This is a genomic window from Pseudomonas sp. Lz4W, assembly GCF_000346225.2.
GTDB classification, from domain to species: domain Bacteria; phylum Pseudomonadota; class Gammaproteobacteria; order Pseudomonadales; family Pseudomonadaceae; genus Aquipseudomonas; species Aquipseudomonas paraversuta.
Map to the genome: position 1 here is coordinate 209,659 of NZ_CP017432.1, position 16,236 is coordinate 225,894.

At 57.7% G+C, this 16,236-nt stretch carries 13 protein-coding genes and 2 pseudogenes; 3 read left to right on the forward strand and 12 right to left on the reverse strand.

All coding sequences use genetic code 11. The features are described from left to right. Window positions 1–127: 127 nt before the first annotated feature. A complete protein-coding gene (locus tag B195_RS01000) occupies window positions 128–508 on the forward strand; it encodes a hypothetical protein (protein WP_003437533.1) in 381 nt (126 codons plus the stop codon). 90 nt (window positions 509–598) lie between these two features. Here the strand turns inward: B195_RS01000 and B195_RS01005 are convergent, their stop codons facing one another. The 8 genes and pseudogenes from B195_RS01005 to B195_RS01040 form a co-directional block, all read right to left on the reverse strand. Then, complete coding sequence (locus B195_RS01005; protein WP_060781708.1) at window positions 599–1,489, reverse strand: ABC transporter permease subunit; 891 nt, start codon at window positions 1,487–1,489, stop codon at window positions 599–601. Continuing rightward, window positions 1,486–2,406, reverse strand: a pseudogene (locus B195_RS01010) (ABC transporter permease subunit). Before B195_RS01010 ends, B195_RS01005 begins: the two are co-directional and overlap by 4 nt. Continuing rightward, entirely contained in the window at window positions 2,403–3,545 is a 1,143-nt protein-coding gene (locus tag B195_RS01015; protein ID WP_010657423.1) for an ABC transporter ATP-binding protein, read from the reverse strand. Before B195_RS01015 ends, B195_RS01010 begins: the two are co-directional and overlap by 4 nt. Window positions 3,546–3,614: 69 nt before the next feature. Next, window positions 3,615–4,709 (reverse strand): polyamine ABC transporter substrate-binding protein, encoded by a 1,095-nt coding sequence (locus tag B195_RS01020; protein ID WP_003444617.1) that lies wholly within the window; start codon window positions 4,707–4,709, stop codon window positions 3,615–3,617. Between the two features lie 235 nt (window positions 4,710–4,944). Then, window positions 4,945–6,057, reverse strand: a complete 1,113-nt coding sequence (locus B195_RS01025; RefSeq protein ID WP_003444615.1) for a polyamine ABC transporter substrate-binding protein — start codon at window positions 6,055–6,057, stop codon at window positions 4,945–4,947. 184 nt (window positions 6,058–6,241) lie between these two features. Further along, window positions 6,242–7,606 (reverse strand): aspartate aminotransferase family protein, encoded by a 1,365-nt coding sequence (locus B195_RS01030; protein WP_003444612.1) that lies wholly within the window; start codon window positions 7,604–7,606, stop codon window positions 6,242–6,244. Between the two features lie 71 nt (window positions 7,607–7,677). Continuing rightward, window positions 7,678–9,036, reverse strand: a complete 1,359-nt coding sequence (locus tag B195_RS01035) for a glutamine synthetase family protein (protein WP_003444610.1) — start codon at window positions 9,034–9,036, stop codon at window positions 7,678–7,680. Between the two features lie 36 nt (window positions 9,037–9,072). Continuing rightward, window positions 9,073–9,726 (reverse strand): annotated as a pseudogene (locus B195_RS01040) (gamma-glutamyl-gamma-aminobutyrate hydrolase family protein). A gap of 278 nt (window positions 9,727–10,004) precedes the next feature. On the opposite strand from B195_RS01040, the gene B195_RS01045 reads away from it, so the two are divergent. Together B195_RS01045 and B195_RS01050 are read left to right on the forward strand one after the other, a co-directional pair. Next, complete coding sequence (locus B195_RS01045; protein ID WP_003444606.1) at window positions 10,005–11,381, forward strand: glutamine synthetase family protein; 1,377 nt, start codon at window positions 10,005–10,007, stop codon at window positions 11,379–11,381. A gap of 143 nt (window positions 11,382–11,524) precedes the next feature. After that, window positions 11,525–12,184 (forward strand): TetR/AcrR family transcriptional regulator, encoded by a 660-nt coding sequence (locus B195_RS01050; protein ID WP_003444604.1) that lies wholly within the window; start codon window positions 11,525–11,527, stop codon window positions 12,182–12,184. A 112-nt stretch (window positions 12,185–12,296) separates the two neighbouring features. Here B195_RS01050 and tauD read toward each other — a convergent pair whose 3' ends face one another. From tauD to tauA, 4 genes are read right to left on the reverse strand one after another with little or no spacing between them, the layout of a single operon-like run. Beyond that, window positions 12,297–13,130, reverse strand: coding sequence for a taurine dioxygenase (gene tauD, locus B195_RS01055; RefSeq protein ID WP_003444603.1), 834 nt, complete (start codon window positions 13,128–13,130; stop codon window positions 12,297–12,299). A 56-nt stretch (window positions 13,131–13,186) separates the two neighbouring features. Then, complete coding sequence (gene tauC / locus B195_RS01060; RefSeq protein ID WP_003444601.1) at window positions 13,187–14,023, reverse strand: taurine ABC transporter permease TauC; 837 nt, start codon at window positions 14,021–14,023, stop codon at window positions 13,187–13,189. Continuing rightward, complete coding sequence (tauB, locus tag B195_RS01065; protein ID WP_003444599.1) at window positions 14,020–14,814, reverse strand: taurine ABC transporter ATP-binding subunit; 795 nt, start codon at window positions 14,812–14,814, stop codon at window positions 14,020–14,022. The genes tauC and tauB overlap by 4 nt, the downstream gene beginning before the upstream one ends. Window positions 14,815–14,841: 27 nt before the next feature. Continuing rightward, on the reverse strand, window positions 14,842–15,825 hold the full coding sequence (gene tauA / locus B195_RS01070; protein WP_003444597.1) for a taurine ABC transporter substrate-binding protein: 984 nt from the start codon (window positions 15,823–15,825) through the stop codon (window positions 14,842–14,844). Window positions 15,826–16,236 lie beyond the last annotated feature (411 nt).

Genomic DNA, 16,236 nt, shown 5'->3' on the forward strand with positions numbered 1-16,236 from the left:
TGTCTTGTGGCGCATTAGATAACGGAATTATTGCAGTCGTGTGACAGTCCTGGGTGTTGCCCACGGGATGCAGGTTACTGAACTACGCTTTGAGTTCAAATCGTACAACCACAAAAGGACGATTCCGATGATTCGCAGCTCTTTTTCCCTGAAAGCTTTAGTGGTCGCTGCTGCATTGGCCCTGCCGGGCCTGGCGTTCGCGGCTGATCCGGCAATGGCCAAAGACGGCATGCTGGTCGACCACAAAGGCATGACGCTCTACACCTTCGCCAAGGATGCGGACGGCAAATCGATGTGCAACGACAAATGCGCCACCAACTGGCCGCCACTGATGGTCGAGGGCAACCATAACAACATGGGCAAGTGGACCATGGTCAAGCGTGATGACGGCACCCAGCAATGGGCCTATGACGGCAAGCCGCTGTACACCTTTGTCATGGACAAGCAAGCCGGTGACAAGACTGGCGACGGCAAAATGGACGGTGCGTGGAAAGTGGCCAAGCCCTGACCCGCATACCCCTCTGCTCCTGCAAGTTGTTTCCAGCCATAAAAAAACCTCGCCTCCTTTGCATGAGGCGAGGTTTTTTATGGCGCTGTCTTATGCCGCTGTGGGCGATTTCGGACGGCGTACATCAGGTTGTTTCCAGGACTCGGCCGAGGCTTCGTCGATGGCTTGCTGGATCGCCTTTTTGCGGTGTTCTTCGGCGCGGCGGCTGAAGAACCACACCAGGAAGGTCACCAGCGACACCGCCAGCAGAATCAGGCTGGCCACGGCGTTGATCTCGGGTTTGACCCCCAGACGTACCGCCGAGAACACTTCCATCGGCAAGGTGGTGGAACCCGGCCCGGACACGAAACTGGCCAGTACCAGGTCATCCAGGGACAGGGCGAACGACATCATGGCGCCCGCCGCCAGTGACGGCGCAATCATCGGGATGGTGATCAAAAAGAACACTTTCCACGGCTTGGCGCCCAGGTCCATGGCCGCCTCTTCGATCGACAGGTCCAGCTCGCGCAAGCGCGACGACACCACCACGGCCACATAGGCCGAACAGAACGTGGTGTGGGCGATCCAGATGGTGACGATCCCGCGTTCCTGGGGCCAGCCGATCATTTGCGCCATGGCCACGAACAGCAGCAACAGCGACAGACCGGTGATTACCTCAGGCATCACCAGCGGTGCAGTTACCAGGCCGCCGAACAGCGTGCGGCCCTTGAAGTGGCTGATGCGGGTCAGCACGAATGCTGCCAGGGTCCCCAGCGCCACCGCTGCAATCGCCGTGTACAGGGCGATTTCCAGCGAGCGCATCACCGAGCCCATCAGTTGCGTGTTGTCCAGCAGGCCCACGTACCACTTCAGCGACCAGCCGCCCCACACCGTCACCAGCTTGGAAGCGTTGAACGAGTAGATCACCAGAATCAGCATCGGCAGGTAGATGAACAACAAGCCTGCGACCAGCATAAAGCTGGAAAAACGGAAGCGATTCATATCTTGCCCTCCAGTTCTTTAGCCTGGCTGCGGTTGAACAGGATGATTGGCACGATCAGGATCGCCAGCATTACCACGGCAAGCGCAGAGGCTACCGGCCAGTCACGGTTGTTGAAGAACTCTTGCCACAGCACTTTACCGATCATCAGGGTTTCCGGGCCGCCCAGCAGTTCCGGGATCACGAACTCGCCCACCACCGGGATAAACACCAGCATGCAGCCGGCGATGATGCCGTTCTTGGACAGCGGAACGGTGATTTTCCAGAAGCTTGTTGAAGGTGCTCGAGCCCAGGTCGGACGCGGCTTCCAGCAGGCTGTGGTCGTGTTTCACCAGGTTGGCGTACAGCGGCAGGATCATGAACGGCAGGTACGAATAGACGATGCCGATATACACCGCGATGTTGGTGTTGAGGATCTGCAGCGGTTCGCTGATCCAGCCCATCGACATCAGGAACCATTGAGCAGGCCGTTGTTGCTGAGAATGCCCATCCACGCGTAAACGCGGATCAGGATCGCAGTCCAGGTCGGCATCATGATCAGCAGCACCAGCACGGTCTGCATCTCTTTGCGCGCATTGGCAATGGCATAGGCCATCGGATAGCCGATCAGCAGGCACAACGCGGTGCTGAAGAAAGCCATCTTCAGCGAGCCCAGGTAAGCGGCGATATACAGCTCGTCGTCACCCAGCATCGCGTAGTTGCCCAGGTTCAGCAGCAGCTGAATCTTTTGGTCAACGTAGCTGTAGATCTCGGTGTACGGCGGAATCGCCACGTCGGCTTCGGCGAAGCTGATCTTCAGGACGATGAAGAACGGCAGCATGAAAAACAGGAACAGCCACAGGAATGGAATCCCGATGACCATATGCCGGCCACCGGGGGTTATTCGTTGCAGGCGGCGCTTGAATTTTCGAAGGTTCATGAGCGCAGTACCACGCCGCTGTCGTCTTCCCACCAGACGTAAACTTCGTCGTCCCAGGTCGGACGCGCGCCGCGGCGCTCGGCGTTGGCGACAAACGACTGGACGATCTTGCCGCCGGGCAGTTCAACGTAGAACACCGAGTGGCCACCCAGGTAGGCAATGTCATGCACCTTGCCCCGCGACCAGTTGTATTCACAGGTCGGCTTTTCGGTGGTGACCAGCATTTTTTCCGGACGGATCGCGTAGGTCGTGTGTTTGTCCTCTACCGAGGTGCTCACACCATGACCCACGTAGATGTCGTTCTCCAGCTCCGGGCAGTTGATGCGCGCATAGCCTTCGGCGTCGTCCACCACTTCACCGTCGAACAGGTTGACGTTGCCGATGAATTCGCAGACCAGACGGCTGACCGGCGTTTCATAGATGTCGATCGGGCTGCCGATCTGGGCGATCCAGCCCTGGTGCATGATCGCAATGCGCTGGGCCATGGTCATGGCCTCTTCCTGGTCGTGGGTCACCATGACGCAGGTCACGCCGACGCGCTCGATGATTTCCACCAGCTCGAGCTGCATTTGCGAACGCAGTTTTTTGTCCAGTGCGCCCATCGGCTCATCGAGCAGCAGCAGCTTCGGACGCTTGGCCAGCGAACGGGCCAGGGCCACACGCTGACGCTGACCGCCGGACAGTTGATGGGGCTTGCGCTTGGCGTACTGGGTCATGTGCACCAGTTTGAGCATTTCGCCTACCCGGGCATCGATCTCCGAAGAGGACATCTTGTCCTGCTTGAGGCCAAAGGCGATGTTCTGGGCCACGGTCATGTGCGGGAACAGGGCGTAGGACTGGAACATCATGTTGATCGGCCGCTCATAGGGCGGCATGTCAGTGATGTCTACGCCATCCAGGAAAATACGGCCTTCTGTTGGGCGCTCGAAACCGGCGAGCATGCGCAGCAAGGTGGATTTGCCCGATCCCGATCCGCCGAGCATGGCGAAGATCTCGCCTTTGTTGATTTCCAGGGACACATCGTCCACGGCAATCGTCTCGTCGAATTTCTTCGTGACCCGGTCGATTTTGACCAACACCTGTTTAGGGGTGTGGTCGCCCTCGAGGGCTTTCTTATAGGCGCCGGAGGCAACAGCCATTTACGAAACTCCCAACAAATTTAGCAGCCCGATCAATAGGGTCGGGCCTTGGATAGGTGGTCTTGCGAGTTATTTACCCGTCTTGACCTTGGTCCACGTGCGCGTCATCAGACGTTGCGTTTTCGGGGGTAGTTCGGTTGAAACGTAAGTTTTGTCCAGCACCGCCTGGGTCGGGTAAACCGCTTCGTCGGTACGGATGGACTCGTCCATCACTTTGTCTGCGGCAAGATTAGGGTTGGCATAGCCAACATAATCGCTGACCTGGGCAATCACTTCAGGCTTGAGCAGGTAATTGATGAATGCGTGGGCTTCCTTGACGTTGCCGGAGTCCTTGGGGATCGCCAGCATGTCAAACCACAGGGCGCCGCCTTCCTTGGGAACGATATAGGCGATGTTGACGCCTTTTTTGGCCTCTTCGGCACGTGCCTTGGCCTGGAATACATCACCGGAGAAGCCGATCGCAACACAGATGTTGCCGTTGGCCAGGTCGGAAATGTATTTGGAAGAATGGAAGTAGGTGACGTAAGGACGCACCGACATCAGGGTAGCTTCAGCTTTTTTGTAGTCTTTGGGGTTGGTGCTGTTTGGATCCAGGCCCAGATAGTTGAGCACGGTGGGCAGCATTTCATCGGCCGAGTCCAGGAAAGCCACGCCGCACGATTGCAGCTTCTTCATGTTCTCGGGTTTGAACACCAGGTCCCAGGAGTCGATGGAATCTACGCCCAGTACTTCCTTGACCTTATCGACGTTGTAGCCAATACCGTTGGTGCCCCACAGGTACGGCACCGCGTACTGGTTACCCGGGTCATTGGCCTGCAGACGCTTGAGCAGGACCGGGTCCAGGTTGGAGTAGTCAGGCAGTTGCGACATGTCCAGCTTCTGGAATGCGCCCGCTTTGATCTGCTTGCCCAGGAAGTGGTTCGACGGAACGACCACGTCGTAACCGGTGCGGCCTGCCAGCAGTTTGCCTTCCAGGGTTTCGTTGGAGTCGAAGACGTCATACACCGGTTTGATGCCGGTAGTCTTTTCGAAATCGGCCAGTGTGTTCGGGGCTATGTAGTCCGACCAGTTGTAAATGTGCACGGTGGGTGCCGCTTGAACGCTGACGGCAAGCGTCAAACCAGCTCCGACCAGCAGGGTCTTGCGAAACAAGGATGTAGACACGTGGTGGTCCTCTAAATAGTCGGGCCTCGGTGGCCCGCGTCACACGGCAGCAGAGCTGGCAAAGACAAAACCGGCGCGCAACTTACCCTCGATAAACCGACACGGCAAAGTTTTCTGCGATTTATTGCCCTAAAGCCATGATTTTCCGTGATTTTGCCCTTCTGCAGGAGCGAGCTTGCTGGCGATCCCGGGGATCTGAACAGCTTGCGAGCAAGTGCGCTCCTGCAAAGGGACCTTATTTACCGGATTTGATCTTGGTCCAGCTGCGAGTCAGCAGGCGCAAGGTTGCAGGCGGCAAATCGCTGATGGCATACAGTTTGGCTTTCACTTCATCCGATGGATAAATGCTCGGGTCACCGGAGATGTCTTTATTCACCAGCGGCGTTGCAGCCTTGTTACCGTTCGGGAAACGCACGCTGTTGGTGATTTCAGCCATGATTTCTGGCTGCATCAGGAAGTTCATCCAGGCGTAAGCGGCATCAACGTTCTCGGCATCCTTGGGAATGGCGACCATGTCGTAGAAGCTGCCGGCGCCTTCTTTCGGAATCGCATATTTCAGTTTGACCTTGCCGCCGGCTTCCTTGGCACGGGAGATGGACTGTTCCAGGTCGCCCGAGTAACCCACGGCTACGCAGATATTGCCGTTGGCCAGGTCAGAGATGTACTTGGACGAGTGGAAGTAGCCCACCGAAGGACGAATCTTCAGGAACAGTGCTTCGGCTTCAGCCAGTTGCTTCTTGTCCTGGGAGTCGGTCGGGTAGCCCAGGTAGTGCAGGGCGGCCGGGATCATTTCGGTCGGCGAGTCGAGGAAACTGATGCCACAGCTTTTCAGCTTGGCAGCGTTTTCCGGCTTGAACAGCACGTCCCAGGAATCGATGGTATCGACGCCCAGTGCGGCTTTGACCTTCTCGGGGTTGTAGCCGATACCGATAGTGCCCCACATGTACGGGAACGCGTGTTTGTTGTCTTTGTCGCTGGCATCGCCAACGGCCTTGAGCAACGCAGGATCGAGGTTTTTCCAGTCTGGCAGCTTGGAGCGGTCCAGTTCCTGGTAAACCCCGGCCTTGATCTGCTTGGCCAGGAAATTGTTGGATGGCACGACGATGTCGTAGCCGGACTTGCCCGCCAGCAGTTTGGCCTCGAGGGTCTCGTTGCTGTCGAACACGTCGTAAACCACTTTGATACCGGTCTGGTCTTCAAACTTTTTGACGGTATCGGGCGCGATATAGTCGGACCAGTTGTAGATGTGCAGAACCTTGTCCGCGGCTTGAACTGCCCCAGCCATCACCCCCATCAAGGACAGGGCGAGAAGGGTCTTGCCAGCTTTTTTAAAACCTGATGCCTTCATCTGTAATGCTCCAATTGTTCTTTTAAACCACCGATTCAGCGACCTGATCTCAGGATGACTAAAGCCGGCGGGTAGTCTGGCAAGATCCGGGGCAGGCTTTCAAGGGAAGAGCCTTGATTCTTAAGGCTCCGAGCGCAATTGCCGGCAATAAAACCGCCGATGTCATTCACCCGGAGCCTGGCGGTCAACCTTGCAGTACTTCCAGAGTCAGATCCAGGCACTTACGGGCCTTGGTTACCAGCTCGTCGATCTCGTCTTTGCTGATCACCAGCGGCGGCGAGATGATCATGGTGTCGCCCACGGCGCGCATGATCAGCCCGTTCTCAAAGCAGAACTGCCGGCAAATCATGCCAGCGCCACGGCCTTCATAACGTTTGCGGGTGGCTTTGTCCTGAACCAGTTCAATGGCTCCCAGCAGACCCACACCGCGCACTTCGCCCACCAACGGGTGATCGTTCAGTTCACGCAGACGCTTTTGCAAATACGGTGCCGTTTCGGCGTGAACCTTCTCGATAATTTTTTCTTCGCGCAGGATGCGGATGTTTTCCAGCGCAACTGCGGCGGCTACCGGGTGACCGGAGTAGGTGAAACCGTGGTTGAAATCGCCACCTTCGTTAAGCACGGCGACCACTTCGTCACGCACAATCAGGCCACCCATGGGGATGTAACCCGAGGTCAGGCCCTTGGCGATGGTCATCATGTCGGGTTTGAGGTCGTAGAAATCGCTACCGAACCACTCACCGGTGCGACCAAAGCCGCAAATGACTTCGTCAGCCACGAACAGGATGTCGTACTTGGCCAGGATTTCCTTGATGCGCGGCCAGTAGGTGTCTGGCGGAATGATCACGCCGCCTGCGCCCTGAATCGGCTCGGCAATAAAGGCCCCGACCTTGTCGACGCCAATTTCGAGGATCTTTTCTTCCAGCTGGTTGGCAGCCCAGATACCGAACTCTTCCGGGGACATGTCGCCGCCTTCCGCGAACCAGTACGGTTGCGCGATGTGCGTGATGCCCGGGATCGGCAAGTCGCCCTGTTCATGCATGTAGGTCATGCCGCCCAGGCTGGCGCCGGCCACGGTTGAGCCGTGGTAGCCGTTCTTGCGGCTGATGATGACCTTCTTCTCGGGCTGGCCCTTGATCGCCCAGTAGTGGCGAACCATGCGCAGCATGGTGTCGTTGCCTTCAGAGCCGGAACCGGTGAAGAACACGTGGTTCATGCCTTCAGGGGCAATCTGGGCGATGACCTTGGACAACTCGAGTACTGGCGGGTGAGCGGTCATGAAAAACAGGTTGTAGTACGGCAGCTCGCGCATTTGCTTACTGGCCGCATCGGCCAGTTCGTCACGTCCGTAGCCAATGGCAACACACCACAGGCCGGCCATGCCGTCGAGAATTTTGTGCCCTTCGCTGTCCCACAGGTACACGCCCTTGGCGTGGGTGACAATGCGTGGACCGACTTCTTTCAATTGCTTGAAATCACTGAACGGCGCCAGGTGATGGTCGTTGCTCAGTTGTTGCCAGTGGAGGGTTTGCGGGTTCTTGTTAGTCATAAAGCACTCTCCTTTATTCCGTTAGGTGCCGCGCCTTCCTGGCGCAGCACTCTGGTGACAGACGGGGTGGATCAGACGGCGAACAGCAGGAATTCCCGCTCCCACGAACTGATGACACGCTTGAAGTTTTCATGCTCGGCACGTTTGACTGCGATGTAACCCGCAATGAATTTGGTGCCCAGGTATTTCTCTACAGTCTTGCTGCTTTCCATGCGTGCCAGGGCTTCTTCCAGGGTCAGCGGCAGGCGCAGGTTGCGGCGCTCATAACCGCGGCCCACCACTGGCGCGCTCGGATTGATCCCTTCCACCATACCGATGTAGCCGCACAGCAAGCTGGCAGCAATGGCCAGGTACGGGTTGGCGTCGGCCCCCGGCAGGCGGTTCTCGACCCGGCGGTTTTGCGGGCCGGCATCCGGTACGCGCAGACCTACGGTGCGGTTCTCTTCGCCCCATTCCACGTTTACCGGCGCCGAGGTATCAGGCAGGAAGCGGCGGAAGGAGTTCACGTTCGGTGCAAACAGTGGCAGCAGTTCGGGAATGAACTTCTGCAAGCCGCCGATGTGATTCAGGAACAGCTGGCTCATGGTTCCATCTTCATTGGAGAAGATGTTTTTGCCGGTTTCGATGTCGATGATGCTCTGGTGCAAGTGCATGGCGCTGCCCGGTTCGCCGGTCATGGGTTTGGCCATGAAGGTAGCGGCTACGTCGTGCTTGAGCGCGGCTTCGCGCATGGTGCGTTTGAACACCAGAATCTGGTCGGCCAGCGACAGTGCGTCGCCGTGACGGAAATTGATTTCCATCTGCGCGGTGCCGTCTTCGTGGATCAGGGTGTCCAGATCCAGTTCTTGCAGCTCGCACCAGTCGTATACATCTTCGAACAGGGGATCGAATTCGTTGGCCGCTTCAATGGAGAACGACTGACGCCCGGTTTCCGGGCGTCCTGAACGCCCGATCGGCGGCTGCAACGGGTAGTCCGGGTCGTCGCTGCGCTTGGTCAGGTAAAACTCCATTTCTGGCGCCACGATCGGCTGCCAGCCGTGGTCGGCATAGAGTTTGAGGACCTTTTTCAGCACGTTGCGCGGCGACAGCTCAATCGGGTTGCCTTGTTTGTCGTAGGTGTCGTGAATCACCTGGGCCGTAGGCTCGATCGCCCAGGGCACCATAAAGACAGCGTTCTGATCCGGCCGGCAGATCATGTCGATATCGGCAGGGTCCAGCAGCTCATAGTAGATGTCGTCTTCGACATAGTCGCCCGTTACGGTTTGCAGCAAAACGCTCTCGGGCAGGCGCATGCCTTTTTCGGCAATGAACTTGTTGGTCGGCGAAATCTTCCCGCGTGTAATCCCGGTAAGGTCGGCGATCATGCATTCGACTTCTGTGATCTTGTGGTCTTTCAACCAATCGGTGAGCTGGTCGAGGTTGTTACTCATAAATGCCTCTGGGCTGAGTGTCCTGACTTGGATAAGTCAGGCGTTTACTGACGCATCCGCGTCGTGTTGAGTGGCGCGCCTTCTGCAGGCATCGCGAGATAAATCGGGTTAGAGCTTACCTGCCATTCGGGGTGCCATTGCACGGCTAAAGCAAAAGCCTTGCCGCCTTCGATCGAAACCGCCTCCACCAGGCCGTCCGGAGCCAGGCCTGCCAGTACGCCGCCCGGTTGAATGTTGCATGGCGTGACTCGGTGCGCTGGGGTCTTCTCGATGCCCGATGAAGCCGTCGACTTCGTGCAATTTCTGGTGAAGTGAGCCACCCGGGGCTACATTCAATTCCTGAAACCCGCCACAGACCCCCGGCACAGGAACACCTGTGGCGAGAGCGGCACGGATCAGGGGGAGGGTGGTGCGATCACGGTCAGGATCATGCAGCGTGTCAGGCGCGCTGGTGGGGCCGTGATATAAATGAGGTTCGATATTGGACGGTGACCCGGTAAACAGCAGTCCGTCCAGACTGTCCAGAATATTGGTCGGATCAATCAGTTCCGCCAAGGACGGAAGGATCAGAGGCAAGCCTTTGGCGGCCACCGCGATTGCTCGCACGTACTTATCGCCAGTGATGTGATAAGGATGCAAACCGATCTGCTTGGTGCAGGCGGTGACGCCGATTAACGGCAGGCGTGACATGTAACACCCCGGTATTATTGCTGTTATGGGTTTGAATCGAGCTTAGCCTTGTTCATTTTTTTACACAACACCCCCGTAAAAAATACAATACGCCCCGCTCAAGCCTGCGGGCGGCAAGGTTTTTAAAAGGGCAAAGACGCCCTGAAAAGCGTCAAAAATGGCCTTTAAGCCCTTTTTCAGGGCAAAAAATAGGCTGCTTGACTTCGGTATGCCGTTCGGGTTGACTGAATCCCGTAGCGCTCAATGATTGATATTTTTAACAACAAAGGTGTTGCATCATGTCGGTACCCCCGCGTGCCGTTCAGCTTAACGAAGCGAACGCGTTCCTTAAGGAACATCCTGAGGTTCTGTACGTTGACCTTCTAATTGCGGATATGAATGGTGTGGTGCGCGGTAAGCGCATTGAACGCACCAGTCTCCACAAGGTTTACGAGAAAGGCATCAACCTGCCAGCCTCTCTGTTTGCGCTGGATATCAATGGCTCAACGGTGGAAAGCACCGGTCTGGGTCTGGATATCGGTGACGCAGACAGAATCTGTTATCCAATTCCTGACACCCTGTGCAATGAACCATGGCAAAAGCGCCCCACTGCGCAACTGCTGATGACCATGCACGAACTCGAAGGTGAGCCGTTCTTCGCCGACCCTCGCGAAGTATTGCGTCAAGTTGTTACGAAATTTGACGACATGGGTCTCACCATCTGCGCCGCTTTCGAGCTCGAGTTCTACCTGATTGACCAGGAGAACGTTAACGGGCGTCCACAACCGCCGCGCTCGCCGATCTCCGGCAAGCGTCCGCATTCGACCCAGGTTTACCTGATCGACGATCTCGACGAATACGTCGACTGCCTCCAGGACATTCTGGAAGGTGCCAAAGAGCAAGGCATCCCGGCTGACGCCATCGTTAAAGAAAGTGCCCCGGCGCAGTTCGAAGTGAACCTGCACCACGTTGCCGACCCGATCAAGGCCTGCGACTACGCAGTACTGCTAAAACGTCTGATCAAAAACATCGCCTACGACCATGAGATGGACACCACGTTCATGGCCAAGCCTTATCCGGGCCAGGCGGGTAACGGGTTGCACGTACATATTTCGATTCTGGACAAAGAGGGCAAAAATATTTTTGCCAGCGAGGATCCCGAGCAGAACGCCGCATTGCGTCACGCGATCGGCGGTGTGCTCGAGACCCTACCGGCGCAGATGGCGTTCCTTTGCCCTAACGTCAACTCCTACCGTCGTTTCGGCGCACAGTTCTACGTGCCGAACTCGCCGTGCTGGGGCCTGGACAACCGTACGGTGGCCCTGCGGGTACCGACCGGTTCTTCTGACTCCGTGCGTCTGGAACACCGGGTGGCTGGCGCCGATGCCAACCCGTACCTGTTGATGGCCTCGGTTCTGGCGGGCGTGCACCACGGCCTGACCAACAAGATCGAGCCACCACCACCGGTAGAAGGCAACTCCTACGAGCAGAACGAGCAAAGCCTGCCGAACAACTTGCGTGATGCCCTGCGCGAGCTGGATGACAGCGAAGTGATGGCCAAATATATCGACCCTAAATACATCGATATTTTTGTGGCCTGTAAAGAGAGCGAACTGGAAGAGTTTGAACATTCCATCTCCGACCTCGAGTACAACTGGTACTTGCATACCGTGTAAGCGGTTGCAGTCCTGAAAACGCCATCGGCCAATAGCCGGTGGCGTTTTTTTATGTGCGCACCAGCACCGGCGATCCAGGCGAAGGTCTGTGGCGAACATCCAGTCCGGCTCGTACAATGCCTGCTGCCCCGCAGGAGACACCCATGACGCGCCCCGCCTCGCCCCGCGCTACACCTCGCAAGCCCCGCGCCCGCAGTCAGGTCCGAATTGATTCGATACTCGACGCCGCCCGCACATTGCTCGCCGCCGAGGGGGTGTCCAGCCTGTCGATTTACAGTGTGGCGCAGCGTGCGGCAATTGCGCCGTCATCGGTCTATCACTTTTTCCCCAGTGTGCCGGCGTTGCTCCAGGCCCTGACGAGTGATGTCCACGGCGCGTTCCGCGCCTGCCTGAAACAACCGGTTGCCCATGACGAACTCAATGGCTGGCGTGATCTTTCGCGGATTATCGAGCAACGCATGCTGACCATTTACCACCAGGATGCGGCCGCCCGGCAGCTGATTCTGGCCCAGCACGGGCTTACCGAAGTGACCCGGGCCGACAGTCAGCACGACCTTGAACTGGGCCAGTTGATGCACGGGTTGTTTATGCGCCACTTCGAGCTTCCGGTACTGCCGCAAGAGGTGGACGTTTTTGCCCTGGCCATGGAGTTGGGTGACCGCGTGTATGCGCGCTCCATCCAGATAAACGGCAGCATCACCCCGCGCATGGCCGAGGAAGGCGCGCGGGTGGTCGATGCCTATCTGGGGTTGTACCTGCCGCCGTACCTGCCCAAACGCCCAAGCCCGGCCTTACCCCTGTAGGAGCGAGCTTGCCTCGCGAGCTTTTCACGACCCGGGATTCAGCGTTAAAAGCTCGCGAGGCAAGCTCGCTCCTACAACAGGCTCGCTCCTGCAACAAGCTTGCCTCTGCAGGTCAGAAGGGCGCATCACCGAGGATAGTTGCGCGGTGCATCACGCGGCGATTCGGGCGGTAATCATCCACGGCGTAATGCTGGGTCACGCGATTGTCCCAGAACGCTACGTCGTTCTCCTGCCAGCGCCAGCGGATGGTGTACTCCGGGCGGGTGCTGTGGGCGAACAGCAACTTGAGGATCGCTTCGCTTTCAGCCTCTGAAAGTTCATTGATTCTGGTGGTGAAGCCTTCGTTGACGAACAACGATTTGCGCCCGCTGACCGGGTGCGTGCGGATCACCGGGTGCGACAGCGGCGGGTTGTTTTTGCGGGTCTGTTCCCAGCGCTGCAAATCTTCGGGTGTCGAACCAAAACGCTCCAGCGGGAACGACTTGGTGAAGTCGTGGGTAGCGGTCAAACCATCCAGCAGCACTTGCAGTGGCCTGGACAGACCCTCGAACGCTGCAATCCCGCTGGCCCACAAGGTATCCCCGCCAAAAGCCGGCAACTGCTTGGCACTCAGCACCGCGCCCAGCGCCGGGGTCGGCAAGAAGGTCACGTCGGTGTGCCACACCGCGTTGTCACGGACATCGGTAACGGCCGTGTCCAGCACCAGCACTTCAGGTTGTTCCGGTACGTTGGGATAAATCGGATGAATATGCAGATCGCCAAAATTGGCCGCAAAGCGTGCTTGCTGTTGCGGGGTGATCGACTGTTGTTTAAAGAAAATCACCTGATATTCGAGCAGCGCCTGCTCGATGGCATCGCGCTGCAGCGGGCTCAGAGGCCGGGTCAGATCGACGCCGTCAATCTGGGCGCCAAGGGCAGAGCTAATCGGGGTAATGGTCAGGCTCATGGTCTATCTCTTTATCAGCGCGCCGATTGATCAGCGTCGAGTGCAATTCGAAGTATCTAGTGAGCCTGGCCGTGCCACGGCACCAGCTTGCGTTGCAGGGCGCGCAGGCCCATTTCCATGGCAAAGGCGATGATGGCAATCACCAGAATCCCCAGGACCACCACGTCGGTGACCAGGAATTGCGCAGCGGACTGCACCATAAAACCCAGGCCGCTGGTGGCGGCGATCAACTCGGCTGCCACCAGGGTCGACCAGCCCACGCCCAGCCCGATACGCACACCGGTCAGAATGTCCGGCAGGGCGCTGGGCAAAATCACATGGCGAATCAACTGCCAGCGAGTGGCACCCAGCGACTGGGCGGCGCGGACTTTGGCCGGGTCGACGGTACGCACGCCGGTGGCAGTGGCAATTGCAATCGGGGCAAAGATCGCCAGATAAATCAGCAGTACTTTCGACAGTTCGCCAATCCCGCACCAGATCACAATCAGCGGCAAATAGGCCAGCGGCGGAATCGGCCGATAGAACTCGATCAGCGGGTCGAAAATCCCCCGCGCGATGCGGTTGTGGCCGATAGCGATGCCCACCGGCACCGCGGTCAGAATCGCAAAGCCCAGGCCCAGGCCGATACGGGTCAGACTGGCGCCCAGGTGCTGCCACAAGGTGGAGTCCATATAACCTGTGGTCGCCAGCAACCAGCCTTTCTCCAGCACGGCCGAAGGTGGCGGCAAAAACAGCGGCTCGATGAGTCCGGCGGCAGTCACGGCCCACCAGACGGCAAGCAGCGTGAGGATGGTCAGGACGCTGATCCAGCGCGTACTCAGGCTGCGTTTTACCGGGCGCGGTGCGTGGGGCGCTGCAACTGCAGCTTCGGCGACGGCTTCATAACTGCTCATGCGTGCTCCTGGTGCCGGGCGGCACCGCGTTGGGAAAACACACGTTCCAGCACGTGTTCACGGGTTTCGATAAAGCGCGGATCGGATTTGATCGAACGGGCCGATTCGCCGGCGTTGTAACGCTGACCGAAGTCCAGGCTCAGCCGCTCAACAATGCGGCCCGGATTGGGCGCGAGCAAAATCAGGTCGGTAGCCAGAAAAACCGCTTCTTCAATGTCGTGGGTAATCAGAAATACGGGTTTGTCCGTGCGCTTGCACACTTGCAGCAGCAACTCTTGCATCTGTTCGCGGGTGAAGGCGTCCAGTGCGCCGAAAGGTTCGTCCATCAGCAACACGCGCGGGTCGGCCGCCAGGGCCCGAGCCAGGCCGACACGTTGTTTCTGGCCGCCCGAAAGCTCCCAGACGCGGCGCTGTTCAAAGCCCGACAAATCCACCAGCGCCAGCATTTCACGGGCGCGGCTTTCACGCTTGTTGCGGGGGACTCCTGCCAGTTCTAGGCCGAAGGCCACATTGGCCAGCACGTCCTGCCAGGGCAGCAGTACATCGTCCTGAAACACCACTCCGCGTTCGGCGCTCGGCCCTTTGACCTGAGCCCCGTCGAGGGTGATGCGTCCGCCGCTGGGTTCAACAAAACCGGCGATCAGATTCAGCAAGGAGGTTTTGCCGCTGCCCGACGGGCCAAGGGCGACCAGCAGTTGCTGAGGGCCGAGGCTGACGGAAATATCCGACAGCACCGGCTCAGCTGCGCCCGGGTACTGTGCGCTGATACGCTCCAGTGATAACAAGGCCATGACGGTCGACTCCTCAGCGGGCGAAAATTATTGAGTAATGAAACTGGCGTTAACCGACGGCGCGTAGTCCGACAGAACCGCGTCGACCTTGCCTTGCTCTTTGAGGAAGGTCGCGGTGTCGGTCAGCGCTTTGGTGGTAGGTGCGCCCAGCAGAACCACCTGATCGGCGGCCAGCGGGTAGACGTTGCCTTGCAGCAGTAGCGCAATATCAGCCGCTTTGGCGCCCGAGAGCTTCACCACCTTGTCGACGTTGCTTTGATTGGCCAGCCAGGCTTTTGGGTCCTTGTGATAGTCGGCGTAAGCATCCAGGGTGACTTTGGCGAACGCTTTAACGATTTCCGGGTGCTTGGCGGCGAAGTCCTTGCGCACGATCCAGGCGTCAAAGGTCGGTGCGCCGAATTTGGCCAGCTCGCCAGAGGTGATCAGCACCTTGCCGTTTTCCTTGGCTGCGCCCAATGCCGGGTCCCACACATAGGTGGCATCGATATCGCCACGCTTCCAGGCCGCCACAATGGCCGGCGGCGCCAGGTTCAGAATCTGTACTTTCGAAGGATCAATATTCCAGTGCTTTAGCGCTGCCAGCAGGCTGTAGTGGCCGGTAGAGACAAAGGGCACGGCGATTTTCTTGCCGATCAGGTCCTGCGGGCCATTGATCCCGGAACCGTCACGGGCCACCAGGGCTTCGGCGCCGCCGATCTGGGTTGCGATCAAAAAGGTTTCCACCGGCACCTTGCGGGTGATGGCTGCGGTCAGCGGGCTTGAACCCAGGTAGCCGATCTGCACATCGCCCGAGGCAATGGCGGCAATGATGTCGGAGCCGTTATCGAATTTGCGCCAGTTGATTTTGGCACCGGTAGCTTTCTCGTAAGCACCGTCGGCCTGGGCGACTTTCGCCGGGTCTACGGTGGTTTGGTAGGCCACGGTCACGTCGTTGGCTGCGGCCTGGGCAAAGAAGCTGGCACCCGCCAGGGACAAAGCTGCCAAAAGGCGTAATGGAGAGTGCAGTTTCATCAAGTAGCTCCTCGGCAGGTGGCCGGATATCGGCAGAGCGCGAGGTTAAATGATCTAAGAATGCGTAAATAAATAACTTTTAAGCATTAGCTTATGTTGTTCCGCAACATGCACAAACGCGCGCGAGCTTTATCTGCTCCGGTGTTTCGCCTGGCAACTGATCGGGTAGGAGTTAAGCGCTAAATGTTATTAAAAAATTCATAAATTTTTGTTTAGGAATTAGACAAAAGGCCGATAGGATTCCTCCGATTTTGCGCGGGTAATATTTAGACATATATCCATTCGATCTGAAAAAATTCTAAACAATTCTTTTTAGTTTTATGGAGTAGCCATTATCCTGCGCATAAATGGCAGACGACTAGACAAAGGTCGTAGACATGATTGGTTACGATTGACTTGTCAGTCATTGTC

Coding starts and splice junctions, on each gene's coding strand:
- B195_RS01000 (WP_003437533.1), top strand. CDS start 128: ATGATTCGCAGCTCTTTTTCCCTGAAAGCTTTAGTGGTCGCTGCTGCA.
- B195_RS01005 (WP_060781708.1), bottom strand. CDS start 1,489: ATGAATCGCTTCCGTTTTTCCAGCTTTATGCTGGTCGCAGGCTTGTTG.
- B195_RS01015 (WP_010657423.1), bottom strand. CDS start 3,545: ATGGCTGTTGCCTCCGGCGCCTATAAGAAAGCCCTCGAGGGCGACCAC.
- B195_RS01025 (WP_003444615.1), bottom strand. CDS start 6,057: ATGAAGGCATCAGGTTTTAAAAAAGCTGGCAAGACCCTTCTCGCCCTG.
- B195_RS01030 (WP_003444612.1), bottom strand. CDS start 7,606: ATGACTAACAAGAACCCGCAAACCCTCCACTGGCAACAACTGAGCAAC.
- B195_RS01035 (WP_003444610.1), bottom strand. CDS start 9,036: ATGAGTAACAACCTCGACCAGCTCACCGATTGGTTGAAAGACCACAAG.
- B195_RS01045 (WP_003444606.1), top strand. CDS start 10,005: ATGTCGGTACCCCCGCGTGCCGTTCAGCTTAACGAAGCGAACGCGTTC.
- B195_RS01050 (WP_003444604.1), top strand. CDS start 11,525: ATGACGCGCCCCGCCTCGCCCCGCGCTACACCTCGCAAGCCCCGCGCC.
- tauD (WP_003444603.1), bottom strand. CDS start 13,130: ATGAGCCTGACCATTACCCCGATTAGCTCTGCCCTTGGCGCCCAGATT.
- tauC (WP_003444601.1), bottom strand. CDS start 14,023: ATGAGCAGTTATGAAGCCGTCGCCGAAGCTGCAGTTGCAGCGCCCCAC.
- tauB (WP_003444599.1), bottom strand. CDS start 14,814: ATGGCCTTGTTATCACTGGAGCGTATCAGCGCACAGTACCCGGGCGCA.
- tauA (WP_003444597.1), bottom strand. CDS start 15,825: ATGAAACTGCACTCTCCATTACGCCTTTTGGCAGCTTTGTCCCTGGCG.